Genomic DNA, 26797 nt, shown 5'->3' on the forward strand with positions numbered 1-26797 from the left:
TTTTTTCTTTATTAATAATGACTCATTATTTTTATAATCCTTTTTTAAATCTATTTTTTTCCTTTGAAATATCCTGTATGCTTTGATATGTATATATACCCATTGTCAAAACACTCTTTCTCTAGTAATTTGTCTAACTTCATCAACTTATTTTCACTTATTTTTTTAACTATATCGCTTTCCATAGAAAGCATATATTGAAATAATGCTTCTTTTTCTGTTATTTTTAAATTATCTATATATAGATTGCACTCTATGTCTTTAAAAAACTTTGATAAGATACCTAACCCATTTTCAATTTGAAATTTCTTTGTTAAATTAAAACTTTCAGCTTCTAATATCTCCTTATCAACCATTGATAAAAATTCTCTCATTTCCTTCATATGATTTTCACCAACAGTAGATATAAAAATGTATCCATCCTTTTTTAGAACTCTTTGCATTTCGCTTAGTGCTTTATCCATGTCATTTAAGTGATATAGCATATGGTTCGCTATAACTATATCAAAAGTCTCCTCTTCATAAGAAATATTTTCAGCATCTTCAACCTTAAAATGAAATCTATCTAAATTTGCCTTTAAATTTAATTTAGCATCTTCAACCATACCTTCTGAAAAATCAGTAATATGTATCTCCCATTCTTTAGGTATCTTTTCATAATTCTTAGCCCACAAGCTGCCATCACCACAACCTAGCTCTAAAACCTTGCAATTTGTCTCTAAAGGTAGTTGCTTAAAAAACCACTCCATCCAACCTTCCTTATTAGTGCTGAACTTATCATGAATATTTATCCTTGCCTTTAAATTAGAAGCATCTATATACTGCTTCATCCACTTATTATCTTTATTTATCAAATTGATAATGTTAATAAACTTATCCCAATTCAAATTTTTATCTGTATCAATCATTTTCAAAGCCTCATCAATAGCCTGAATAACATTCAATTCGTGATTTATTTTTTCCTTAATAATTTTCTTTTGTATCTTTAATGACTTTTCAAAATCATTTTCCTTTACTTCCTCTTTCATAACATCTTTAATTTCATCTAGGGATAACCCAATAAATTTTAAAGTTAAGATTTTTTGAAGTTTAGGAAAATCATTCTTACTATAAAGTCTATATCCCGACTCATTATGAAAAGAAGGCTTTAAAAGATCAATCTTATCATAATATCTCAAAGTCCTAAGAGTAACTCCTGCCTTCTTACTAAATTCACCAATAGTAAATTGTTTCTTTAAATTATCTTTCATAAAAAAATCCTCTCAAAAGAAAATAAATTTTATTTAGTAACGTCACACCTATATATTACTCCATGACGTAAGGTCAAGGTCAATAGTTTTTAATTTAAGATTATCTTCTGTCGCAAAAATTTCTTCATCATTATTAAATTATAAAATAAAAAAACTATGAGGGTTTATCCCATCAGTCGTGTAAATTATAATGTTTTATTTTCCTGGTATTCATATAAACCTTATGGCAAAGAAAAAAAGCACACATTCAACTAAGATTGTGTACTTTTCTATTAATAAAATTTATTTAGTTCTTTGCTTTGTTAGACATTTTTGTTGATATGAGAGTTGTGTAATCACATATGAGCAAGTTTTTATTATTTAAAAAATTTCCTTACTTTTCTAACTGTGATTCTACATTTACGTTTAATCATACTTTTAATAACTATAGGCTTAAGTTTTTTTAGTTCTACACCTTCCTCATCATATTTTCTCACAAGTGATATGGCTCCAAACTTACATCTAATTGTACATGCTCCGCAGCCTATGCACATGTATTCGTCTCTAACTGTAGCTCCACAGCCAAGACAACGTTCTGTTTCTTTTTTCATTTGCTCTTCTGTGAAAGTATGGCGTAAATCCTTGAATGTTTCTTTTGATTTCTTACCATCTACATGGAGTGCTCTTTGTCTAGGCATACGATCATAGTTTGCAAAAATTAAGTTTTCTTTGTCTAGTGCATGATAAGCTCTCCTATCACGTCCATTAACTAAGCTTTGACCTGGATGAACATACCGATGAATTGAAATAGCTGCTTCTTTACCCATGGCAATGGCATCTATTGCAAAGCTTGGGCCTGTCATTGCATCTCCACCTGCAAATATATCTTTTTCTCTAGTTTGCAATGTAAATGAATCTGCCTTTATTGTCTTATTTGGGTTTAATTCTACCTGACTTCCCTCTAAAAGATTCCCCCACCCTATTCCTTGTCCAACAGAAATTAATATATGGCTTGCCTTAACAATCTTAACTTCCTTTTCATCAAACTTTGGATTGAATCTTTTATTTTCATCAAAAACAGAAATACATTTCTTAAACTCAATTCCAACTACCTTACCATTTTCAGTTAGAATTCTCTTTGGTCCCCAAGAATTATTTATTTCAATATCCTCAGCTAAAGCTTCATCTATTTCTTCATCTAAAGCAGGCATTTCTTTTCTTGATTCAAGACAGAACATAGAAGTTTTAGCTGCACCAACTCTTGCACCAGTTCTTGCAACGTCAATTGCAACATTACCACCACCGATTACAACAACTTCTCCATCTAAATTAATTTCATTTCCTAAGTTAACTTCACGTAAGAAATCAACTCCAGTCATAACACCTTCTGCCTCTTCTCCTTCTATACCAAGGTTTCTTCCTGCTTGTGCACCTATTGCAATATAGAAGGCTTTATATCCTTCATCTCTTAAGTATTTAAGACTTATATCTTTGCCAACCTCAACACCAGTTTTGAATTCTACGCCTAATTCTCTTAAAATATCTATTTCAGCATTTATTACATCCTTTTCTAATCTATAAGATGGAATACCTAGTGTTAGCATACCACCAAGTACTTTTTGCTTTTCAAATACAGTTACCTTGTATCCATCAATAGCTAAGTAATATGCACAAGATAAACCTGAAGGTCCTGCTCCAACAATAGCTATCTTTTTACCATATTCATGTCTTTTATTTGGCACATAACGATGTTCCATATTTAAATCTTGTTCTGCTATGAATTTTTTAATTTCATCTACAGCAACAGGTTCATCAATATCACCTCTTGTGCAAGCAGATTCACATTTTCGTGGGCAAATACGTCCACATACTGCTGGAAATGGATTTTCATTTTTTATAAGTTCAAGTGCTTCTTTATATTTTCCTTGAGAAGCAAGCTTTATATATCCTTGAACAGCTATATGTGCTGGACAATTGGTTTTACAAGGACTTGTACCAGTTTTAACTACATTTTCTCTGTTAGTTCTGTAATCAACATTCCATTTATCTGGTCCCCATTCAGTATTTGATGGGAACTCTTCTCTTTTTTCTTCAATAATTGGTGTTTTAGTACATAATTTTTGTCCTAATTTTAAAGCATTAACAGGACATACCTTAACACATTCTCCACAAGCAACACATTTGTCTTTATCTATTTGTGATATATAATTTGAACGAACAAAATCATTGTGTAAGAACATTCCTGCATTTCTAGTAGCTAAGCAAGAACAACCACAGCAGTTACAGATTGCATGAGTTTTTCCTGAACCATCTGTATTTGGTATTTGATGCATAAGCCCATTTTCTTCTGCTCTTCTTATGATATCAAAAGCTTCTTCACGGGTAATCTTACGTCCTCTACCTGTACGTATATAGTATTCAGCAGCATCTCCAAGCTGGATACACATGTCTTCTTTTAAATGCCCACAACCTTCACCCATGGCTTCTCTTGCTGTACGACAAGAACAGTCTGAAACTGAGAAAACAGTATTTTCATTTAGATATTTAGAAATTTCCTCATAAGATGCTCTTCTTGTTTCTCCTTCAATAGCCTTTTCTATAGGTATAACACGCATAGGCCCCTTTCCTACTGGAAAAATACCTGCTGCCATAGGTGCTTTTCTTTTCCCGTATTCATCAAATGCCTGACCTATTTGAGTAAAGTTATTAATATCTTCTTTGTGTGGATGATTAACTATAAGTTCCATATGTCCAGGAACCCAAATTTCAAGCCAATATTTATCAACCCCATCTTTGTTACCTACTAGACAGGCACCTGAAACAGCTAATTCCCATAAAATTTTAGATGTTTCTTCTATAGATTTACCACAAAGTGATGCTACTTCTTCTGCACTTTGCGGTTTACGAAATTCAAGATAAAGTGCTACTTCTGCCATTTTTTCTGTAACAACAGGCTCTAGGGCTTTATACTCTGGATGATTCTCTGTAATCTCTGATTTTGAACCACGTTTTGTCTTAGCAATCTTATTAGCAAGCTCTAGTACTTTTTCCTTTGCCATATTTGTTCTTTAGCGAGAGAAGGTATTAATGAAACTCTCACTAAATCTATCCCCCTTACATTTTATATTTTTTATTGTTTTATTTAAATAAATATTACTTCACAGGTTATAGGAATACTTGTCCTTATTTTTATAATCCCTAACTTTATATATTATTTAGAATAATGCCTATACTGCTTTAATTTTACCTCTGCTGAAGCTTTGTTCAGCCTTGCCTGTGTGCAGTTGCCATATATACCAGAAAACATAAGGAATTATTAGTATAGCGTTAACTATTCCCCATACATATAACACATCTGCATTCATCCATGTTGATGCATCCATTACAGCTGGAAATAAGTTAGGGAAACAAGCTCTAATTAGCACATGAGCTGATAATGTATAAATACGAGCAGCTATATAAAGTTCAGGTTTCCTTTTAATAATTGGATATACTTCTGCTGCCATTAATATGCATATAGAGCTTGCAAAATATTTGCCAGTTTCACCATATACAAAGCATAAATTCCAAGTTGTATATAGAAAATTCCAAGCTACAGTAGTATAAGCTATAAACATACTCTTATCTTCAGCACTTAATTTGAAGAATTTCCTTCCATTTGGGAATGGAATAGTAACACATAATAATAAGCCACAAAGTGCATTAGCATAGTTTCCTAAAGCAACATCTTTTAGTGTAGCTTCAGCAATATTTAAGAATAATACTAAATATACAAACCAAACTATCCAATCCTTCCTCATGAGATCCCAAAATTTACCTTGATATTGTTCTTGATCAGCTAAACGGAAGAATCCACCTATTGCAAGTGGAAGTATAGCACTAAATGTTTTTGCCCAACGGAACCAGCCATTTACACCTCCCATAAGCCAAATTGGAAAAGTACATAATGCTGCAACCCAAAAAACAGCTGAAAACTTATAGTGGTTCTTCATGAATTCAATCATGAAGAGAAGAAAAATAAAATAAATTGCCATTGAAAGTACATAATGCCAAACAGGAATATTCATAATATAAATCCCCTCCCTCAAATTAGTATTAGAAATTATTCCCAATACTAATATAATATTACATAAAATCAACATAAATATCTAGTGTTTTAATCGTTTTCTTATTAAAATTTTCTATTTATTCCAATTTATCATAAATATAGCTAATACATTCTCATATCTACAATTATTTTAAATTTACTTAAACTAAAGCAAAAATTTTATGATGAGTTTATAAATAAAGTCAAGTACCACCAGCTAAGCTGGTGGTACTTGACTATTTAAAATTATTTTTTCAACTAAATAACATTTTCCAATTATATGGTTATTAACTGTTCCTAGGTCAGCCAATTAACCTATATGCACTATACTTTTAAATACTTCCATTATCCACTTCACATCTGGAAGTAGTATTAACTAATAAATAGAAACCTAAACCAAGAGCACTCCAAACTAAAAGAGCAATTATTGATTCTTTTCCAAGTCCTGCTGGTGACATTGGTAGTAGTAATAATAAAATAAATACTATACTAACAACTACACCTAAAACTGAGAAAATTTTTCCACTTATGTTTTTGCATTTTCTGTAAGCAATTAGTGATACATAGAAATATGCAATAGATGCGCCTAAAGAAGACATGTCAACTATCCAACTAATAACCTCTCTCCCAAACCATGGTGCAATCAAGCTAACAATTACTATGAAAATAATTGAGTTCTTAAAAACTCCATTACTATTTAATTTCCCCATAGATTCTGGAAGCATATTATATTGAGCAATTGAACCAAGTAGTTTTGAACCGCATATCATAAATCCATTTATTCCACTCCATACAGCTGCACATAATGCAATTACTAACATAATAAATGCTCCTTTACCTAAAGTACTTATAACAGCGCTTCCTGCTGCCCATTCCAAATTAGCAACTTCGCTTGGTGCGTATGCTAAAGCAGTTATTATATTTAATATATTATATATCATTGCTCCCATAATTAATGAAATTACTGCTATTAAAGATGCTTTTCTATTTGAGAAATTAAATTCTTTACATAGTTGTGGTATTGCATCAAAACCTACAAAAGCAAATGGAGTTATAGCAAAAACTTTAGCAATCTCACCCAAATCAAATTTATAGCTACTTATATATACCTCATTAAATTTAGCTCTATCTCCTTTTAAAATCATTCCAACGAAAACAATAAATACCATAGAAATTAATGCTATTATTATTATATTTTGCACCTTACTAGTCTCCTTTAATCCCTTTATATTTGAATAAGCAAATACAAGGATTATAAAGCTAGATGCAAGAATATCACCTATATAAATATCAAATCCGGCAACGCTATAAAGGTATCCAAATTCTAATACACCACCAAAAATTTTCTTAATAACTAGTGGAAATGCAGTTGCATTTAATGGAATCATTGTAAAATAGGCTAATGTAAGAAACCATCCAACAATAAACCCGTGTTTTTCCCCTAAATTATTATATGTAAAGGAAAACTCTCCTCCTTCTTCATTTTGACTATCCATCATCACTACATAATTTTTTTCAATTATGATAATGCATAAAGCACCAAAAGCAAGACCAAATAAAGTATTTATAACGCCTGCTTCTTTTAAAAATTTAGTTCCTGGTAACATGAAAGAACCCCATCCAATTATTCCACCAAGAACAATAGAAAATATGTTAAATTTACTTAAATTACTCTTCATAATTTAACCTCTCTTTTTCTAAATAAAAAACTATGTAATAGATTCTACATAGTTTTTTAAATCATAAAAATTATTATATTGATATATCACACTTTTTAACAAATTTAATTCCTATTAAACCACCTATAACCATAGCTACTAGGAAAGTCCAGCCAGATAATGATAAATTAGATATACCTCCAAGCAATGCTCCAGCATTACATCCACCAGCTAATCTTGCGCCATATCCCATCATAAGACCAGCAATTATATATGAAGCAATATCTTTTAATTTATATTTAAAGTTAAACTCACATTTAGCTGCAAGTAGCATACAAATAAAGGCACCTATAATTATTCCAATATTTCTTAATGATCCTGGGTCATTTAAAAGTCCCTTATTAACTATTTTAACTGCACCATTTAAAGCTTCTACATTAGTAAAGTTTATACCAACTAAACTTAATAACCAAATTCCCCACTCTACAAATGTACTAGTAACTCCCCAGCTCTTATTTGTAGTAACTAAAATGAATATGAATAAAATTGCCATCCAAATAGCTCCAGTCATAAATGACCATCTCTTTACAAAGAAAGAATGATAAGTTTCTTTACTAAAGAATTTATAATCTTTTTGTTTTTCGATTTCCTTTTCCCAATCTGCATAGTTTTCTTCTCTATATGTACCTTCAGCTTTTCTCTTACTTTCATATTTATTAACGAAAATATATATTAATAAAAATAAGAATAAAGATACTAATATTGAACCTAAATATCCAAAATGATCTGGTAAATACACAGTAATTGCCTTTTGATATAAAAATGTTTTTTCTAAGCTTGCTAAATGCCAAACACCCAAAACGCTACCTATACAAAAAAACGGTAAAACTATTATTGCTCTTCCAGCGCCTTCTCCAATGTCTGTTAAAGTTCCAGATGCACAACATCCAGCCGCAATCATTCCAATACCAAATAGTAATCCACCAATAAATAAACCTAAAGTTGCTGGCTTTACACTTTGTGATCCTGGCACTATACTAGCACCTTGCGCAGCTCTGAAAGCAATTTCTCCACCTTTTATAGTTGATGCATAATGTATACCAGCTGTTACTACAACTGTTATTGAAAATAAAACAAGTAAAGCCTTAACAAAATCCGCATTTCCCATCATTACTGGCTTTCTAACTCCACCAGCAAAACCGAATCTTGATCTTTGAAGAGAATATCCTATCATTAATCCAGTAATTAGGAATAAAGCTAGTTTGCTATCTACTTGCCCTTTAAAATATGCAAACCCTAAAGTTATTAATACTAACGAAAACCCTATATATATCTGATTCTTCTTCATAAGCTCCTCCAAAATAGTTAAATATTTTATTATTTATTAATTATTAGAAAGTCCTTTATAAAGAACTTTCTAATAATTTTCATACTAGTTAAAGTTATATTCTGTAACTATTGGTTCTCTATCTAATACTTTGTCATTGTAATACTCATAGAAAGATATTCCCATAAATCCACCAGCAACATTAAATACATTATCATATCCTAAGTGTTGTAATGCTAAGGCTGCATTGTAACTTCTTTGAGCACTTCTACAATGTAAGTAAACTGGTCTATCTTTTGGTATTTCACTTAATCTATCTCTTATTTCACTTAAAGGAATATTTTTAGCATCCTTTATATGACCTTGCGCATACTCGTTAACTTCTCTAACGTCAACAATAAATGCTCCTTGTTCTACTAACTCTCTAACTTGTCCAACATATACTTGCTTGAAAGTTCCTTCTAATAAGTTTGATGCTACTAATGCTGCATGGTTAACAACATCTTTAGCTGTTCCAAATGGAGGTGCATAACAAAGTTCTAAATCTTTTAAGTCCTCAATTGTTCCACCAACTTTAATTAAAGTAGCTATTATATCAACTCTCTTATCAACTGCACCTCTACCTATAGCTTGTGCACCTAAAATTCTTCCTGTTGGAACTTCAAAGATAAGCTTAAAGTGTAATGGTTCACTTCCTGGCATTAATCCAACCTTATCTTGTGGAATTACTCTAACTACTTCATATTTAGTATTCATATTTGTAGCTTTTATTAATCCTTCTGTTAAACCTGTAGATGCTCCATTAAAATCAAATACTTGAATACAAGAAGATCCTATATATCCTGAATTTCTAACTTGTCTTCTGTGAATATGATCTGCAACATGTCTTGCTTGTTTTTGAGCAGGGCCTGCTAATGGTAATTTAGTTATTTGGTTTGTTAATGCATGGAATACTTCTACAGCATCACCAACAGCATAGATATCTTTATCGTTAGTTAAATAGTTTTGGTCAACCTTTATGCCACCAGTTTCACCTATTTCTAATCCAGCTTCTTTTACTAAGTCTGTTTCTGGAGCTACCCCTATTGCCATAACTACAGCGTCTGCTTTTATAGTTTTTCCAGATTCTAATACAATAGTATCTTTCTTAAAAGAGCTTACTTTATCTCCAACTATTAAATTTATTCCATTATCATACATAGCCTTATGTAAAACTTGAACCATATCATAATCAAATGGTCTCATTATTTGATCCATTGCTTCTATTAATGTTACTTCATATCCAGCTTCTTTTAAGTTTTCAGCAGTTTCTACACCTATGAATCCTCCACCTATTACAGAAACTTTTTTGCATCTATTATCTTTAATAAAGTTATTTAATTTAGCTATATCTACAACATTTCTTATTGTGAATACATTAACATCTTCAATTCCTTTTATTGGAGGAACTATAGCCTTTGCCCCTGGTGAAAGTATTAGCTTGTCATAGCTTTCAGTGTATTCTTCTCCAGATACAACATTTCTTACTTTAACTTCTTTTTTATCTCTATATATTGCTACAACTTCTGTATAAACTCTAGCATCAATTCTATATTGGCTAAAGAATTTATCTGGTCTCATTAAAACTAAATCTTCACTATCTTCTACTTGTCCGCTTAAATGATATGGTAAACAACAATTTGAAAATGATACGTGAGGACCTCTTTCAAACATTATTATTTGGTTACTTTCATCTAGCCTTCTAAGTCTTGCTGCTGCTGAAGCTCCACCAGCAACTCCACCAACAATAACTATTTTTTTACCCATTTCTTTATCTCTCCCTTAATTAGATTTATTATTTTTGTTAATTTTTTATCATAGTTTAACTATATCATACTTTTTTCCTGTTGCATTATGCGAAAATATCATGCTAAATAACATTATGTTATACATAAATTTACTTTATTTGCTATAATTCGATACTTGGTGTATATTTAAACTACTGTTTATTAACTAACTTATGAGGTGAAACAAATGAATTTGACGTATTTAAGGGCATTTTATACTACCATACAATGTAATAGCATTTCAAAGGCAGCTATAGAACTACATCTAACCCAACCAGGATTAAGTAGACAATTAAAAAGTTTAGAAAGAGAAATTGGAGAAGTTCTATTAGATAGAAGCAATAAAGGTGTGGAATTAACAGATGCTGGTAAAATATTATATGAATCTGCAAGTAGTATGCTTGCTTTAGAAGATAATATAATGAAAAATTTAGAAGAATTGAGGATTAAAAATAATAAATTATATTTTTTATGTTGCCATAGCATAGGACAAAGTATCCTGCCATGTAGTATTTATACCTTTAAAGAAATTTACTTTAATATTGACATACAAATGGAACTAGAAAATCATACTAAAATATTAGAAGATTTACTTACACATAGCGTTAATTTAGCTATAATTCAAAATATAGAATTGCCAAGTAATCTAAATACAATAAATATTATATCAGATGATCTTATATTAGTATCAGGTAATATGTCAGCTCCTGATTCTATTTCACTGGAAGAATTGCCTTCTTATCCAATTATTTTAAAAAATAAATATTCAGGAATTTATAAAACCTTAAATAATGAACTATCTAAACATTCCATTAACATAGATAATTTAAATATTCTTCTTCTATTAAATTCAATTGAATCAATAAAGGCTAGTGTTATAGGAAATAAAACTTTATCTTTTCTTCCTGAAGCATCTGTACGCCATGAATTGAGAAGAGGTACTTTAAAAAAGATTACTATTGATAATTTAAAAATGCCTATTGATTATTGTATGGCTTATAGAAAAAATTATCATCTTACAAGTAACGAACAAAAGCTTGCTAAATTTCTAACTTCAAAAAAGAGATGTTTTTGCTATTAAAGATTTATTTTTCTAAAGTTTACAACGTATACAATTATTTAATATGAAAAGTGGATACAAAATTACTGCATCCACCCTTATTTTCTTATAATTTCTTCATTAAAATTTATTTTTATGAATTATCTTTATTTATCAACTTAGCATTCACAGAAACTCCTTAAAGTCTGTGGTTAAGCTTTTTTTATTGATTTCTCCCCAAGTTTTTTTTATAAAAACACTTGATATTTCTATAGAAATTGAAGCATCTCTTTTCTTATTCACTCAATTAACTTTTGCATTTAATATATATAATGATTAGTACTAGAACTATCAGGTAATTTACATTTAATAATGTATCCCATTATTGCAATAGTTCCAGCAAATTTTAAAATAGAATTATAAGTTTATGCTAATAAAGATCATTTGAAACCATATACAATATTATTAGAAAATCAACCATACCATATACAATATTATTAGCAATGTAAGCATAAAAATAAAATACCAATAGTACTTAAATATCTTATTCCTATGATAAATATTATTTGATACACCAAGAGATACTAAAGAATTTTTTAGATTATTCAATGATTCAAGATTATTTTTTTTCATTACTAAATTTATGCCTCTAGGAAAAGTATCATTAGTAGATTTAATATCTATCTTCAAGTATTCACAAGTTATATTCCAGTACAAATTAATAGTTTTCTTAAAGGTGACATTTTTAATTTCCTCAATAGGGATTTCATAGCTTTTAACCATCTTAAAAATATAGTTAAAATAATAAATAATTAAATGAGTCTTTGTTATATAAATTTGACAATAATGAAGCATATCGCTCCAAAGAGGTGACCAACTTACTACAAAGTCTCCAGGAGAACCAAAGTATTTAAAAATTAGATTTTCATCACTTGGAGAATATTTTTTATCAAAAGCTGGAATAATGAGTTTTTCAAATACTTTAGCATATTTTACACCATGAATTGTGAAGTCTCTTTCTTTTCCTAAGCTATCATAGACAGAAATAATATTTTTAAATGAGTAATCAATATCTAGGTCTTTACTATTCTCAATACACATAGATAGATGAAAAGTAATAGTTGCTTTAATTTTATTTATTTGCTCTTGGCTTAAAGATACATCAGGTAGACTATTTTCATCTATATCAATTAATTCATAATCTTTCATTCTTCGCCCTCCAAATCATACATATATTTTTTTAATTTATTTCTCATCCTCAAGACTCTTAAATTAATGGCGTTTTCTGTGAGATTTAATTTCTCAACAATTTCTTTTGAGTTTTTGTTTTCTAGAAATCTACTTTTAAAAATCTTTTTATCTACATCATTTAAGCTTTCCATAAACTTCGTTGCAACTGTTAATTCTTCCTTTGTTATTAATGAGTCCTCTATATTATCTGTACATTTAGTCAAATTTTCATCTAATACAGTGGAAGTATTATGCTTTTTTTCTTTTCTCATTAAGTCTATAGATGAATATTTTGTAATTGAAGCTACCCACTTTTTAAAAACTGTTGAATCATACTTATAACCATCTATTCCTTTCCATATCTTTAACAAAACATCATTTACACATTCTTCGCTTAACTCTAAAGAATTAGAGTATAGATAAGCAATTTTATATATATAATTCCCATATTCTTCAATGACGAAAGTTAGTGCTTCTTCATTTTTATTTTTTAATTCACTAATGAAATTAGATTGATCAATCATATAATCCTCCTTCCTTACGAAAAATTTATCGTATTCATTAATTAAGTCGCATATAATAAGAAAATATTTCATTATTTTTCTAATATTTTTAAAATAAACAAAATAATATATACTTTTAAAAATATTAATAGACTTAATATTTTATCTTTTATAAATTGCAATCTCAATTTGTTTCGCGACTTAATCTTAACGCGGAAAGTAATTCTATGGATTTTTTTATTTAGTTCAATTTGATTTTACAACTAGCCATTACCTATTTCATTTTGTAACTCTTCATATCATCAACTATCATTACTTTTACTATGTATAGAAAATTCTTATCAATATATGGAAGGTATAATTACAATAGTTATGATAAAAATACTAATATGTTTAAAAATAAGGAGGGGTATATTTTGAGAAATATATTAAGTAAGTTTAGTAAAACTTTATTCCTTACTTCAATTATCATAATAGGATTTAACTTTTTAAAAACTACTTCTTGTTATAGTAGTAAAGAAATATTAGTTGATACACCTTCCGATATTTCTTCTAATAGAAAGGTTGTATATTTGACCTTTGATGACGGACCTAGTAAAAATACTCCAAAGATTTTAGATATATTAAAAGAAAATAATATTAAAGCAACCTTTTTTATTATTCATCCTTATATAGAAAGTCATAATGCAATTGTTCAACGTATTTATGATGAAGGCCATGCTCTAGGTAATCATACATATAATCATGAATTCAAATATGTTTATACATCTGAAGAAGCATTTTTTAAAGATTTTAACAAGCAACAAGATTTTATAAAATCAATAACAGGAAGTCCAAGCACTGCCTTTAGATTTCCTGGTGGATCAAAAAATACTATAGTTAGAAGTGCTCGTGGAAAAGATTTTACTAAAAATATAATTATTAAATTAGAAGAACAAGGTATACATTGTTATGATTGGAATGTAGACTCTGGAGATGCTCATGGTAATAATATATCTTCAGGTACACTATGTAATAATGTTCTAAAAGAGATTAAAGATAAAGATGGCAATCTAAAAAATCCAGCAATTGTACTTATGCATGATTGTATGACTAAGAAAACCACCGTTCAAGCATTGCCAGGAATAATTAAAATTTTTAAAGACAATGGCTATGAATTTGATATTCTAGAATAAAATATAGAAATTTTAAAGTATGCCCTTAAGGCTGTCCATTACAATTTTTATGGACATTTATGGCATACTTTTTTTCCTAACGATGAATCATTAATTAAGATTCTATATTTAGCTACTATTGATATAACAAAATAATTTATTTTTTATTTGCTATCTTTTTTGTCCATTTCACTTAAAATAATATCTATTTTTTTATTTAACTCTTTATTTTTATTAATAAAACTTTTAATACCTTTTATGGCTTTATATAATAATATTATTATGGCAATTAATAGAGTCAAATTAATAATAGTGGCAATAATAATGCTAATTTCCATTCAAAATACTCCTTTATATATTATTTTCAATAACTACTAAGAAGCACTTAAAAATATTGTGCTAACCCATAAGTATATAAGAGTTATACAACAAATAAATATACTCTTACTAGTATCTTTTCCATCTCTAACTTTATGTAAAATAGACACTATATTATTTACTAGAAGTATCATACATATACTGCCTCCTAATAATATTAAGGCAACCATTTTAAATTTTCCATTATAAAACATTAACTTATTAATAATCAATAAATTATAATTACTTATTAATCATTTATTCTTATATTAGCATAATTTACAAATTAATACCAATAATCCTTATATATATTTATACTTAAAACCAAAGAGCATAAGCATTTTCATTATGAAATTTAGGATAAAATCATAGATCAAAAGGTCAGCTAAACTGCTAACCTTTCTTTATCGCAATATGAGTTAATCCTTTTTGCATTATGAATTAATTATTTCAACATTGTAAACTGGAATTTGACATCCTACTTTGCTGTTCTGCCACGATATACAATCAGAGTAATTGCATTTAATATAATGGTAATAACAATAAGAACTGATGCGACAAACACTAAAGAATTCGTTATATCCATGAGAGCAGTCCAATCCCAAATATTAACCAGATGATTAGTATAAAGGATCTGAAAAAATAGCGAAATAGCACAAGCACTCAGGCTTATGGTTGAAAGAACACCCCAATTTCTATTGTCATTCTTTTTGTATCGCATAATATTAACAACAGGAAGTATCCAAGAAATTAAACCAAGCACAAAACTGGCAGGATTAAGTAAAGTAATCATAATATTCTCCTTTTATATAAATTTTTATTTGTACACTAGGTTCTCGATAAATTCCTAATTTATATTGTAAAGTAATTAAGTTTACTATTACGCAATCTATAGTATACTTCCTTTCAGTCTATCCCTATAAAGTTCTACTGTTTCATGATAATCCATAATAATTCCCTCTTCTCTGGCAAAATTTCCAAAGCCTATGGTCTCTCCTTTTAATCGAGGAAAAAGCTGAAAATGTAAATGATTTCTTTTACCATCACATATTGTACACATATATACTTTTTCTGCACCTATAATTTCTTTATGAAGTTTAATTATTGCATCTGATATTTTTAATATATGTACCCCTAATTCAAGAGGCATTTCAGAAATGTCTTCATAATGTTCTTTTGCTACAATAATTGTATGTCCAGTTGCTCTTGGGTATTTTTCAAATTGGCATCGCACCTTTTCATCCTCATAAAAAATTAAGCCATCATCAGGGAATATATCTCCTGTACTGAAGTTATGACATGAGAAACATATGCCTTTTTCTTGCAACTCTTTTATCTTTTTAAATCTTTTATTTAGTGCTTTTTTTTCCTCTTCAGATAATTCTTTAACGTACAATTTACTCACTCCCGTTCATAGCATTAATAAATACAGTTTACTACTATAATAACATTTTTACAAATATATTCCAATAATCCCTTTATATAGTCTGAAAGTTGCATTAAAACTAAACCCGATGTTTTCAAGACATAAATGCTCTCTTTTTTATAAGCTTCAATAATCCCATCTAAACTAAATTCTTTTATTTATTCCTGTCTCGTTACTTAAGTTAGTTACAGCCTTTCCCATATCTCCCATAGACACTTCTGTTTCATCTGCAACTGTACTACTCTTTGCTAATCCTGCTTCTAAATCCATAGAAAATTTAGTAAGCATTGTCCCTGCACGAACTAAAGGCACAGTAAATGTCTTAGTCATCATATTTCATACACTCGTCATAGCTCCACCTAATGCTTGTACTCTTGTCCCTGCCTTTTCACTATTATTCATAAATGTAGTTAATTCCTGATAAGCACTTTTAATCCCATTTGAAATGCATTATAATTTAGAGTTAAATACGCAACAGCTTGACCTGCATTTATCACATATTCACCCCTTTTTTCAAATTTGAACACACAAAAAAGAACCACATAAGTGATTCTTTAATCTAGCTTTATCTATTAATTTTTAATTTATATTCTTTGTTTTCCATTCTTGGGAAAGATACATATACATAATCAGTATTATCTTCATTTAACCCCCATATATATTTTTGCTTTACCTTTTCACCTTTATAAACTTTCTGATATTCATTTGAATGTTCATTTTCATATGCTGAACTAGAGCTATCGAGAATATAATTATCATCATCTTTAACTTTTAAAGCATCTACTCCTACTTGACAAAAACCTTCATCAATTTTCTTCCCGCTTGGATTCTCTTCTCTTCCATTAAAAGATATATTATTGACTTCCCAAACTATTTGCACAAATGACTTAGGATCTCCCTGTCTAGGTGCTATGTAATTAGCTTCTAAGACTCTAAATTCATATTCTCCTAATTCACTTTTGGTAATAAATACTTCTCCCTCAGAAAGATAATTAGCTGATTCTTCTGTTATCTCCTTTTCCTGCTTATTATTTGTTTGTAAACTTGCTATTAATTCGTCTTTTTCTTTAACTTCCTCTTTTAAAGATGTAATTTCACTTTCTAAATCTTTAATTTTAGATTCAGACGTATTACTATTACATCCAACTAAAGTAATAATTGAAATAATAGTTAAACTTAATATAAATTTCTTCATAATCATACCCCTATAATACATGATAAATATATTATACACTATATTAACAATTATTTCCTATTCATATTTTTTCAAATTTTCTTGCATCTATTTTACTAAAGTTAAGTAAGCAACTGCTTGCCCTGCACTTAACACATACTCTCCCCCCTTGTATGATGTAGTTATAACATTTAATAGAAAACTTATATTATTCTAACGAATATTACATCACATCATTATTTTATTATTCCTATTTTAATATTTATCCCGTCTAGCATCTTACGATGCGAAACGCATATCTTTTGTAATATTAGTTTTCTATCTAAATCCCTATTAGGGACCTAACCAAATTAAATATATTTTAATATAATAACTCCTGAATAGAGGATAGATGTATCCCCCCTGGGAAGCTTTATAGGCTAATACCCGTAAGAAAGCGTATCATTCCATCAGGTAGATTTCTATGTTTAGCTGGTTGGGTTTCCCTTTGGGAATTACCCGTGTCACAAACAAGGTTATAGACTAACTGATAGGTTGGAATTTCTATTCTATCTCTAAACTAAATTTAAAGGAGATATATACAATGTCTAAATTTTTTAATAGTCCTACAGTAGGTATTGATGTTTCAGCAGATTTTTCATATGTTACAATACTTGCGCCTAACGGAGATATTTACAAGAAGTCTTTTCGAATAAAGCATGATGTTAATGGCTTCAACCACTTAGTAAAGAAAATAAATCTATAAATAACGTAGCTTAATATATCCATATTTTGTAATCATTCGTGTTTCGAAATGATTTATTTGTCATGCTCTTTTTTATTAAAAATATTTTTTAAAATTTTACTTGACTATTATTAGCTGGTCTTTTCTAAATAAAAAGAGAGCAGAGACGTTCTTTTTAAGAACGTCTCTGCTCTCTTTTTTTAATATCGTTATAATATCATACCAAATATTACTTGTCAATATTTAACTTTTTAATTTTATTTTTATTGCCTACTTAGCTAATAGCCTATTTTTAAGATCTATTTTTAAAACCTCATCTAATTACTCCTATATTAAATCCTTTTCCTAATCTCTATTTTTGTGTGTAATTGGGACTTGTATTTTGTATTTAATGGATTTATTTCGTTTTTTATTATACGGAGTATATAAAATAACTTCACAAAGATATTCTCCGGCTATTTCATACCCCGATTTTTCAATTTCAGAGTATATTTGTTTTGCATATTGGTATTCTTGTATTGTATCATCTGCATAAATTGTTATGTACATATTTTCAGGTAAAACACGATTAGATTTGCTTATAGGATAATCGTCATCTACAAATATAAATACTTTCTCTGATTTTAATTTTTGTCTTATAAAATCATCTTTTTCAATAAGTGTTCCTGCATTAAAGAAGTATGAAAGTGGTAATCCATTTTTAATCATATAGCTTTTAAATTCTCTTAGCATTTTCTCATACCCTGAATATCCCTTTTCAAAAAAATCAATATCTGAAGTAAAGGTATCTATTCTTCTTTCAGGTAAATACTCATATACTATCTTTCCTATAGGCGGAATAGAATTTAGACGACTTAGATTTGATGTAAACCGCCTTATAGTACATAAACTTCTTGTAAGCTGCTTAATTTCTTTGCTTAGCTTTTTATCTTGCTCCATAAGAGATTTGTAAAGATCTTCTTGAGATGATTGGGTAAGCTGTTTATGAATTTGTTCTAAGGTCATTCCACATATTTTCATGGTATGAATTAAGTCTAATTCATCGCTTTGAGCTATATGATAATAGCGATAGCCGTTTTTTGGGTCTTGATACTCTGGCTTTAGCAATCCTTTTTTATCATAAAGACGTAGTGTTTGAGTTGATACATGGTTTAATTCTGCCATTTGTCCTATTGTTAAATAATTCTCACTCATATATATGCCTTACCTTATACTATAGTATAATCTTTCCAAATTAATATACTTATATTATAAAACATAAAGATTCAAATCATCAAGCTTATTAACTCTTACACATATGTTAATTCCTAGAATGTAAAAAATTTAACAATTTATTTGACTTTATACTTACTATAAGCTTTATAATGAAATCAGAAAATTCAATTTTTTAATATTAGGAGGGAATTTTAATGGAAAATAAAGTGAAAGTAGTTCAATATGGCTGTGGAAAAATGAGTTTATATCTTATGAGGTATGTATTAGAACATGGTGGAGAGCTTGTTGGTGCCTTAGATTTAAATCCAGAAGTAATTGGAAAAGATCTTGGTGAGCTATTAGATATGGAGCCACTCGGTGTAAAGGTAGACAGCGCTGAAGAAGCTGATAAATTGTTAAAGGAAACTCAACCTGATGTTTGCATTATCTCTACAAGATCAACTATGGAAGATTTAAAACCTGCATTTACAGTTTGTGCTGAAAATGGTGTAAATGCTATCAGTACTTGCGAAGAAGCCTTGTATCCTTGGAACTCATCTTATGATATTACAAAAGAATTAGATGAACTTGCAAAGAAAAACGGTTGTACATTATGTGGAAGTGGATATCCTGATATGTATTGGGGAAGTTTAATTACAACTTTAGCAGGGTCAATGCATAAAATTACTAAAATAAGAGGCGTTAGCAGCTATAATGTAGAAGATTACGGAATTGCTCTTGCAGAAGGTCATGGAGCTGGTCTTTCTATTGAAAAATTTAAAAAAGAAATTGGTAACTATAATGGATTAAATCATGAGGAAACTGCACAAGCAATTAAGAACGGTAAAGTTGTTCCTTCTTATATGTGGAACCAAAATGGATGGTTATGTAGTCAGTTAGGATTAACTATAAAATCACAAACTCAAAAATGTATTCCTATGACACATAGAGAAGATTTGTATTCTTCAACATTAGATATGACTGTTAAAGCTGGAGATGCAACTGGAATGTCAGCCATTGTTACAACTGAAACTGAAGAAGGAATAACTTTAGAAACTCAATGTCAAGGTTATGTTTATGGTCCTGATGATTTTGATAAAAATGATTGGACATTTGAAGGCGAACCTGAAACATCAATTAAAGTTGATAGACCTGCAACAGTAGAATTAACATGTGCTACTCTTGTTAATAGAATTCCTATGTTAATTGATGCTGAAGCTGGATATATCACTACTGAAAAGCTTCCTGTAAATCATTACCTTGTTAAACCAATGCATGAATATGTTAAAAGCAAATAATTAGAATATTAAATTTCTTATATTAAAAACATATTAATAGAAAATCCCTTTTTATAGGGATTTTTTTTATTAATATCCTTTTTAATTAATTTTTGTAATAGTAGATAATGATGTTAATGTTTCATTATAAAAAGATAAATCAGAATTACCTAAAATAAATAGATTTTGAGTTCCTATAAAAGGATTCTCTCCACCAAACATAAATCCCCATCCAAGCAGCATAAGTCCTAATGATCAAACTACAAATACAATAAAGTTTTTTAATGAAATATTAACTGTATTCTTTGATCTTGCAAACCCTGCTTCAACAGCTGCAAAACCTAAATTCATAAAAAGTATTAAAATACCTGAAAGAAATACCCAAATAGTATCAACTATAATTGTAGTCTCCATAATATATTTCCCCTTTTTTTCTTAATTTGAGATATCAAAAAAGAACTCTTGAATATCAAGAATTCTTTTTTGATTTATTTATTCAATTAAAATTAAGTACAATACTTCCTTATTCTCACCAATATACCAAGCTTTATTTAGAATACTATCTTTTTTAATATCATAATAGATGCCATCTCCTTTTTGATAAGTATGTTTGCTACCTATATTCTCAATACTAATATACACCCTATGAGATGTATTGTTTCTTGTAACAAATTTCATTTCATAAACATCTATTGTAGTATCTTTAATTTCTCCGTTAGCATCCTTCATCTTTATAGTTATCGGTATTAATCCACTTTCTATTCCACCAGATATATACTCAACCTTACCTTCTTCATTTGTTATACTATCTTTAATATTTGCTAGCTCTTCTTTACTTTCTTCTAGAGTTAACTTTTCCTGTACAATAACTTCACTCGGTTTTGGTTCATTAGGTTTAGATTGACTTGTATTCTCATAATATACTATTGCCTCTGCATCAGGAAATGTTGAATTATTAAATGAATCTATCATACAATTTAAAGTAATATAGTCTCCAATTTCAGCATCTTCAGTTATTATATTATTTTTTAACTGCACAATAACATCATACCCGTAAATAGAACTCTCAATTTCGTAAAAATAAGTAGAATTATTATTAGTTTTAATCTCCTTAATTTTACCTTTTACTTCTACCTTATCACCAACATCATACTTTTCCTCTGGATTATATTGTTCATAAACTTTTTTTATAGATTCCTCCATGGGTAACTTTTTGATTTCTTCCTTATCACATCCATAGAATAACAGACTAAATAATAACAGACTAAATATTAATACTCTCCTCATATAATCTCCTCCCTTCATAAAATATACCATAATTATCCATTTAATGCTAGGAATCTAACTATATGATTTAGTTATATTTCCAAGATTTTTTTCATCTCTTTTACCAATTCACTATTATTTATTTGCTTTATTTTTTCCTTTTCTATATCATTCCACTGAGGTCCTTTAATCTAACTTTCCTATTTATATAAATTGCCACCCTTTTCAACTTCTTTAAAAGTTTTCATAGATAAAATATATTCACATGCTTCATCAAAACAAAAATCCAAGTGAGTATTTGATATCCCCATGATCTCACTTGGCCTTTGTTTATACTTTTCACTTATTCTTAGTATCTTGCTGCTTTGTACGAAATTATATTAAGGATTGCACCTCGTTTTAAGTAAAATTAATATTGAATATACTCTATTTTAAAGGACACCTTTTTACAGATGTCCTTCCTAGATATTTTTTATACTTTATCTTAATAATCCTTTATATTAATCTTTGACTAAATACTCCATCTAAATTAACTTTTTTAATTCTATCTTTAATTTCTTCTTTATTAATAGTGTATAATCCGATTTCCTTCATTCTCTTAAAATATTCAGCTCCTGCAAAAGTATATCTATTTTTTCTACCTTCTCTTGTTCCTGCTTTTTCATTTGCAAAAGATATTATATCTCCTATTGCAATAGATCCTGGTAAAATTAATAGAGGTATTCCCATTGCAAGCCTTACAGAATTATGTCCTGCCAAGCTACCTGTGCATATTGCTTCTGTATGTCCTACAAACAGACCACTTTTTTCTCCAGCACAAAATAAATTATCTACTCCTTTAACCTTTAAATCATTAGTTCTTGGAGCTACTGATAAATACCTTATTGAATTCCCTTTACTACCTGCATATGGATCTACATATTTTGCTTTTTCTAATCCTTTTATTTTTCTTAACTTCTTTAAAGGGTAGTAGGTAGTCATTAGCTTAGCATGTCCTGTATCAAGAAGTATTATATTTTCTGCAAATTCTTTTAAAGCATATTGCTGACAAACCTTTGCATTAAGCTTATCATAGTTTATATCCTCTTTTGGTACTTCTAAAATGACACAACCTGTTTTATCTAACGTTTCTACTATGTCTTTCGATAAACTTTCTTTTGCTAATTTACAGGATCCTGAAATAGCTCCCAAATTATCTTCGTCTCTTTCACCTTGTATATCTGATACTCCACATCTTTCACTTATACTTAATCTTGGTCCAAAAGCTGGACATCTTAAAATGCACATTGAACATCCATTTCCGTATCTTAAACAGTTTCCCATTGGGCCTGTTGTTCCTGTAGTTTCAATAAATACATCTCCTTCTTCGTAAGTGCCATCACTAAGGTAAATTCCCTGTATTCTAGATCCTTCTATCTTAACGTCAGTAACTCTACTTTCTATATGAATATTTATACCTAGTTCCTCTAAATAGTTACTTACATTACCTTCAATCAAATTTACATCATATAATGTTGCATGCTTATGACCTGGAAACTCTATATCTTTATGCCTTGAAGTATTATCTACTATATTTATTAAATCTCCAGCACCAAGTTCAATTAATTCTTCTGAAGCTGTCCATCTTCCATTATTTCTCATTATTCCGCCTACATTTCCAAGGCCTAGCAATAAATCAGTCTTTTCATATAAATGTACTTCTGCTCCTGCTTTTTTTGCTGTAATAGCAGCTGCGCATCCTGCCCAGCCTCCTCCAACTATTATTGTCTTTATCATATAAATCTTCTCCCTTCAAACACATTTCTTGGATCAGCTTGGACCTTACAAAAACGTTTTACTCTGTGTCCAGAAAATCTTGCAGTGCAGCTTCCACATACACCTTCACCACAACACATTTTTATATTATTGCAACAAGATAATTTTATATCCTCTCCTCCAATTGTATCTAAATAATCTATCATTTTAACAGTCAATATATCTGCTCCAGCTATGTGAATATATCCTACATTTTTTTCTTTTATAGCAGACCTTATACTTACTTTTGCTTCATCTGTTAACTCTCCTCTATCTATTACAGATTGTTCAATTACATTTAATTTATATTCATTTAAAAATTCTTTAACATAATTATCTTCATATGGTGCTTTATCTAAAATTAAATTTATATTATTATTACTTAATGATAATTTTCTTATTACTGGTATCATTGGGGCCATACCAATACCTCTAGCTATAACTAATACATTATTATTTACCTGTTTATTTAAATTTTTTAATCCAAATACACCATTCCAATATGGTCCCCTAATAGTTATTTCCCCACCTTCTTCTATGTCTAATAACTTCTTTGTTTTTATTCCTCTTATTTCTATCATTATAGTTACAATATTTGTTTCAATATTTGATTCTAATATTGATATAGGTACATCGAAGTATATATTTTCGTTAGTTCTTATAAAAATAAAACTTCCTGGCTTAACCAAGTCAATTGCTAATTTATGTGGAACCTTAAATTTAATTAGAAGAACATCTCGCTGATAAAGAATCTTTTTTTCAACTAAACAATTATATGTTTTTCTCCCTTCCTTTGGCTTGGATCCATTATTAATAAATTCATGATATATACATACTCCGTTCCAATTTAGGCAGTCACAAAAGCAACTTCCTTGTAATTGAGAGCAAAGTATACATTCATTTGATTCTGCTAGATGGCAAGGGCAATACTCCGTTCCTGCATCTATACAATCTACAGCTTCTTTAATCATTTAAATCTCCTAGCGAATTTCTTACATAATAATAGATTATTTTTTATTTTTTATTTTGTTACAATATATTTGTAAATACAAAAATAAGGTAAATTATATATAATATAACTTACCTTACTCTTATTATTTATACTATTTAGCTTTACTCTTTATTAAAGATTATCTTTTCAAATTCCTCTTTACTCATATTTACATTGCTTATTAATGGGAATTTACTTTTTTCTTTTTTCTCATCTTTTATTGAAATTTTTCCTAAAATATCACCATTTTCAATATCCATACATCTTTTAAATACTTCTACTTCAACTACATCCTTTTCTTTATATCCATAAGTAATATCACTATTTTCTACTATATTACCTAGTCCAGCTAACCCTTCCTTTTCTAGAATATCTTTATTAGATATATTTTCAAAGGTATTAGCACTAGTTATATAATTGAATATTTTTTCTGTTTGATTCCACCTATCAGCACAATTTAATACCACTATTATGATATTTCTACCATTATAGTTTACAGATGAAACTAAACACTTTCCAGCACCACCTGTATATCCGGTTTTAACGCCATTTGCTCCTGGTATTCTATGTAATATTTTATTTATATTTTGATAATCTCTTGTAAAATTATATTTATCTTTAGATATAACCTTTTCTCCTACGATTTCCCTAAAAATTTCGTTTTCCATACCTTTAGATGTTAAAAGAGCTAAATCATATGCTGAAGAATAGTGCTTTAAGCTATCTAAACCATGTGGTGATTCAAAATGTGAATCTATAGCTCCTAGACTTTTTGCAAAATCATTCATTATATTAGAAAATTTTTCAACTGAGCCACCTATATCTTCTGCTATTGCAATAGCAGCATCATTTCCTGATTTAAACATAAGCCCAAATAACAATTCTCTCATTGTCACTTCTTCACCAGCTTTATATCCTACAGTTGAACCCCTAATAGATGCAGCATTTTTACTGATGGTTACTTTTTTATCTAAATCTCCATAATTTATAGCTACAAGGGATGTCAATATTTTAGTGGTACTCGCCATTGGAACAATTTCGTATCCATTTTGGTCCCATAAGACTTGCCTTGTTTCTGCATCAATAGCTATAGCATTTCTTGCAGATACTCTCAATGGAATTTTAGTGTTTACTTTATTTCCATCTATATCTACAAAATCTTCCTCTATCGTTTCTGAGCTTTCATTATTAATATCTTCATAGTCTTCAATAAATGCTTTTACTGAATAAATATTCCATTCTGTTGTCAATAATACTAATAAAATAGTAAAAATAACTTTTTTTAAAACTTTCATAAAAATCACCCTCTATGTTAACCATCTATAAGTAGTTTGTTCCAAAAGATATTTTTTAAACACTATTTTTACTATTTTTTATATTTTTTATTATGGTAATTATTACAATCATATAGATAGGAGTTTACAAATGGCTTTAATATTGATACTTTTAATAATAATTTTATTACTTATTATTCCTATACCATTAAAATTTGAATTTATCTTTAGTGAAAATATATTTAAATTTAAACTATTTAACTTAAATATGTTTTCTTCTAATAAAGGAATTGAAAATAAATTTTTCAAAAATTTTATTAATAAACATAATTTAAAGAATAAGGAAAAATCTAAAGTAAATTGTAAAGATAAGAAGACCATTAACTCCTCCTCCCTAAAACATAAGAAACTTAATAAAAGATTATCAATTAAAAGTTTATATAATAATATCTCAACTAATAAATTTAAACCTTTAATGAAAATAAATGGAACCCTAGAATTCGGCGTAGAAGATTCTGCTTCTTGTGCAATCATTTATGGGCTAATTTGTAATATTCCTACTGTTTTAAATCTAATCTTAGATAAACCTTTTAAAGTTAAAGGAGTAAATTTAGACATTAAACCTAAATTTAATACTGAAATTCTATATTTTGATATAAATAGTATATTTTACTTTAATGTTGCTAATATTATATATATATTATATTTAATATATATATCTTTTGAATTTAAGGAGGTGACTCCCGAAGAGGGAGATTAATTATGTCAAATGAACATCCTGTTGAAAATTTAATGAAAAGTACCATGGAAAACCTAAGAGATATGATAGATGTAAACACTGTTATTGGTGAAGCAGTTGAAACACGTGATGGTAGCTATATTATTCCTATCTCAAAGGTAACATTTGGATTTGCATCTGGTGGTAGCGAGTTTGGAAGCCAATGTAAGCCTGCTCCTGATAAAGATGCTAAACATCCTTTTGGTGGTGGATCAGGTGCTGGTGTTACAGTTAAACCAGTTGCTTTTTTAGTTCTTAGAGATGATGCCGTAAGGCTTTTACCTGTTGATCAAAACTGTACATATGATAGAATAGTAGATTCTGTTCCACAAGTTCTTGATATGATTAAAGGTTTTATTAATAATGATAAGAAAAAAAATAAAGATTTAAATAATACTGTTCAAGACAATTGCTATGATTCTATTAAAGTTGACGAAAGTGATTCCTCTTCTAATAATTTAAGTTAGAAGCTTATAAGATATATTTTAG

25 protein-coding genes and 1 pseudogene are annotated in these 26797 nt (G+C 28.9%); 6 read left to right on the plus strand and 20 right to left on the minus strand.

Translation table 11 applies throughout. The annotated features are described in order from the left end of the window. Window positions 1-50 precede the first annotated feature (50 nt). The 6 genes from ACZJV1_RS10250 to ACZJV1_RS10275 form a co-directional block, all read right to left on the minus strand. Window positions 51-1250: a MerR family transcriptional regulator gene (locus ACZJV1_RS10250; RefSeq protein WP_460287282.1), complete on the minus strand. Its 1200-nt coding sequence runs from the start codon at window positions 1248-1250 to the stop codon at window positions 51-53. 356 nt (window positions 1251-1606) lie between these two features. After that, the gene (locus ACZJV1_RS10255) at window positions 1607-4288 is read right to left on the minus strand and encodes an FAD-dependent oxidoreductase (protein WP_460287284.1); all 2682 of its coding nucleotides are present in this window, start codon (window positions 4286-4288) and stop codon (window positions 1607-1609) included. Between the two features lie 168 nt (window positions 4289-4456). Beyond that, window positions 4457-5296 (minus strand): hypothetical protein, encoded by an 840-nt coding sequence (locus ACZJV1_RS10260; RefSeq protein WP_460287286.1) that lies wholly within the window; start codon window positions 5294-5296, stop codon window positions 4457-4459. Window positions 5297-5648: 352 nt separating this feature from the next. Next, complete coding sequence (locus tag ACZJV1_RS10265; RefSeq protein WP_460287288.1) at window positions 5649-6995, minus strand: APC family permease; 1347 nt, start codon at window positions 6993-6995, stop codon at window positions 5649-5651. A 73-nt stretch (window positions 6996-7068) separates the two neighbouring features. Beyond that, window positions 7069-8322, minus strand: a complete 1254-nt coding sequence (locus tag ACZJV1_RS10270) for a YeeE/YedE family protein (RefSeq protein ID WP_463650060.1) — start codon at window positions 8320-8322, stop codon at window positions 7069-7071. An 84-nt stretch (window positions 8323-8406) separates the two neighbouring features. Continuing rightward, window positions 8407-10107, minus strand: coding sequence for an FAD-dependent oxidoreductase (locus ACZJV1_RS10275; RefSeq protein WP_411167875.1), 1701 nt, complete (start codon window positions 10105-10107; stop codon window positions 8407-8409). Between the two features lie 207 nt (window positions 10108-10314). On the opposite strand from ACZJV1_RS10275, the gene ACZJV1_RS10280 reads away from it, so the two are divergent. After that, window positions 10315-11208 carry a LysR family transcriptional regulator gene (locus ACZJV1_RS10280; RefSeq protein WP_463650061.1) on the plus strand — a complete coding sequence of 298 codons (894 nt, stop codon included), beginning with the start codon at window positions 10315-10317 and terminating at the stop codon, window positions 11206-11208. A 423-nt stretch (window positions 11209-11631) separates the two neighbouring features. On the opposite strand, the gene ACZJV1_RS10285 is transcribed toward ACZJV1_RS10280, so the two are convergent. Then, entirely contained in the window at window positions 11632-12375 is a 744-nt protein-coding gene (locus ACZJV1_RS10285) for a hypothetical protein (protein WP_463650062.1), read from the minus strand. Beyond that, on the minus strand, window positions 12372-12920 hold the full coding sequence (locus ACZJV1_RS10290) for a sigma-70 family RNA polymerase sigma factor (RefSeq protein WP_460287298.1): 549 nt from the start codon (window positions 12918-12920) through the stop codon (window positions 12372-12374). The genes ACZJV1_RS10285 and ACZJV1_RS10290 overlap by 4 nt, the downstream gene beginning before the upstream one ends. Window positions 12921-13315: 395 nt before the next feature. Here ACZJV1_RS10290 and ACZJV1_RS10295 point away from each other — a divergent pair, with 395 nt between their 5' ends. Further along, a complete protein-coding gene (locus ACZJV1_RS10295; protein WP_460287300.1) occupies window positions 13316-14074 on the plus strand; it encodes a polysaccharide deacetylase family protein in 759 nt (252 codons plus the stop codon). A 143-nt stretch (window positions 14075-14217) separates the two neighbouring features. On the opposite strand, the gene ACZJV1_RS10300 is transcribed toward ACZJV1_RS10295, so the two are convergent. The 6 genes from ACZJV1_RS10300 to ACZJV1_RS10325 form a co-directional block, all read right to left on the minus strand. Then, a complete protein-coding gene (locus ACZJV1_RS10300; RefSeq protein WP_460287302.1) occupies window positions 14218-14391 on the minus strand; it encodes a hypothetical protein in 174 nt (57 codons plus the stop codon). Window positions 14392-14427: 36 nt separating this feature from the next. After that, window positions 14428-14565, minus strand: a complete 138-nt coding sequence (locus ACZJV1_RS10305) for a hypothetical protein (RefSeq protein WP_463650063.1) — start codon at window positions 14563-14565, stop codon at window positions 14428-14430. Window positions 14566-14888: 323 nt separating this feature from the next. Further along, entirely contained in the window at window positions 14889-15203 is a 315-nt protein-coding gene (locus tag ACZJV1_RS10310) for a hypothetical protein (protein ID WP_463650064.1), read from the minus strand. Between the two features lie 96 nt (window positions 15204-15299). Next, complete coding sequence (locus ACZJV1_RS10315) at window positions 15300-15806, minus strand: HIT family protein (protein ID WP_463650065.1); 507 nt, start codon at window positions 15804-15806, stop codon at window positions 15300-15302. 174 nt (window positions 15807-15980) lie between these two features. Further along, complete coding sequence (locus tag ACZJV1_RS10320) at window positions 15981-16169, minus strand: hypothetical protein (protein WP_463650066.1); 189 nt, start codon at window positions 16167-16169, stop codon at window positions 15981-15983. A gap of 232 nt (window positions 16170-16401) precedes the next feature. Further along, window positions 16402-17031, minus strand: coding sequence for a hypothetical protein (locus ACZJV1_RS10325; protein WP_463650067.1), 630 nt, complete (start codon window positions 17029-17031; stop codon window positions 16402-16404). 562 nt (window positions 17032-17593) lie between these two features. Here ACZJV1_RS10325 and ACZJV1_RS10330 point away from each other — a divergent pair. Next, window positions 17594-17746, plus strand: a pseudogene (locus tag ACZJV1_RS10330) (IS110 family RNA-guided transposase); the annotation flags it as partial. A 333-nt stretch (window positions 17747-18079) separates the two neighbouring features. Here ACZJV1_RS10330 and ACZJV1_RS10335 read toward each other — a convergent pair. Further along, entirely contained in the window at window positions 18080-18928 is an 849-nt protein-coding gene (locus ACZJV1_RS10335) for a MerR family transcriptional regulator (protein ID WP_463650068.1), read from the minus strand. Window positions 18929-19143: 215 nt separating this feature from the next. Between ACZJV1_RS10335 and ACZJV1_RS10340 the strand changes: the two genes are divergently transcribed. Then, entirely contained in the window at window positions 19144-20226 is a 1083-nt protein-coding gene (locus ACZJV1_RS10340) for an NAD(P)H-dependent amine dehydrogenase family protein (protein WP_463650069.1), read from the plus strand. A gap of 234 nt (window positions 20227-20460) precedes the next feature. On the opposite strand, the gene ACZJV1_RS10345 is transcribed toward ACZJV1_RS10340, so the two are convergent. The 5 genes from ACZJV1_RS10345 to ACZJV1_RS10365 all read right to left on the minus strand — a co-directional run bounded on the left by ACZJV1_RS10345 (window position 20461) and on the right by ACZJV1_RS10365 (window position 25425). Then, window positions 20461-20619, minus strand: a complete 159-nt coding sequence (locus ACZJV1_RS10345) for a hypothetical protein (protein ID WP_463650070.1) — start codon at window positions 20617-20619, stop codon at window positions 20461-20463. A gap of 78 nt (window positions 20620-20697) precedes the next feature. Beyond that, window positions 20698-21492, minus strand: a complete 795-nt coding sequence (locus ACZJV1_RS10350) for a hypothetical protein (RefSeq protein WP_463650071.1) — start codon at window positions 21490-21492, stop codon at window positions 20698-20700. Between the two features lie 474 nt (window positions 21493-21966). Further along, a complete protein-coding gene (locus ACZJV1_RS10355; RefSeq protein ID WP_463652159.1) occupies window positions 21967-23244 on the minus strand; it encodes an FAD-dependent oxidoreductase in 1278 nt (425 codons plus the stop codon). After that, window positions 23244-24236 carry a sulfide/dihydroorotate dehydrogenase-like FAD/NAD-binding protein gene (locus tag ACZJV1_RS10360; RefSeq protein WP_463650072.1) on the minus strand — a complete coding sequence of 331 codons (993 nt, stop codon included), beginning with the start codon at window positions 24234-24236 and terminating at the stop codon, window positions 23244-23246. The genes ACZJV1_RS10355 and ACZJV1_RS10360 overlap by 1 nt, the downstream gene beginning before the upstream one ends. Before the next feature lie 142 nt (window positions 24237-24378). After that, entirely contained in the window at window positions 24379-25425 is a 1047-nt protein-coding gene (locus ACZJV1_RS10365) for a D-alanyl-D-alanine carboxypeptidase family protein (protein WP_463652160.1), read from the minus strand. Between the two features lie 256 nt (window positions 25426-25681). On the opposite strand from ACZJV1_RS10365, the gene ACZJV1_RS10370 reads away from it, so the two are divergent. Further along, window positions 25682-26290, plus strand: coding sequence for a DUF2953 domain-containing protein (locus ACZJV1_RS10370; RefSeq protein ID WP_463650073.1), 609 nt, complete (start codon window positions 25682-25684; stop codon window positions 26288-26290). Window positions 26291-26292: 2 nt separating this feature from the next. Beyond that, the gene (gene ytfJ, locus ACZJV1_RS10375) at window positions 26293-26775 is read left to right on the plus strand and encodes a GerW family sporulation protein (protein ID WP_463650074.1); all 483 of its coding nucleotides are present in this window, start codon (window positions 26293-26295) and stop codon (window positions 26773-26775) included. The last annotated feature ends 22 nt before the right edge of the window (window positions 26776-26797 follow it).

It is taken from the genome of Clostridium sp. LS3, from assembly GCF_055330225.1.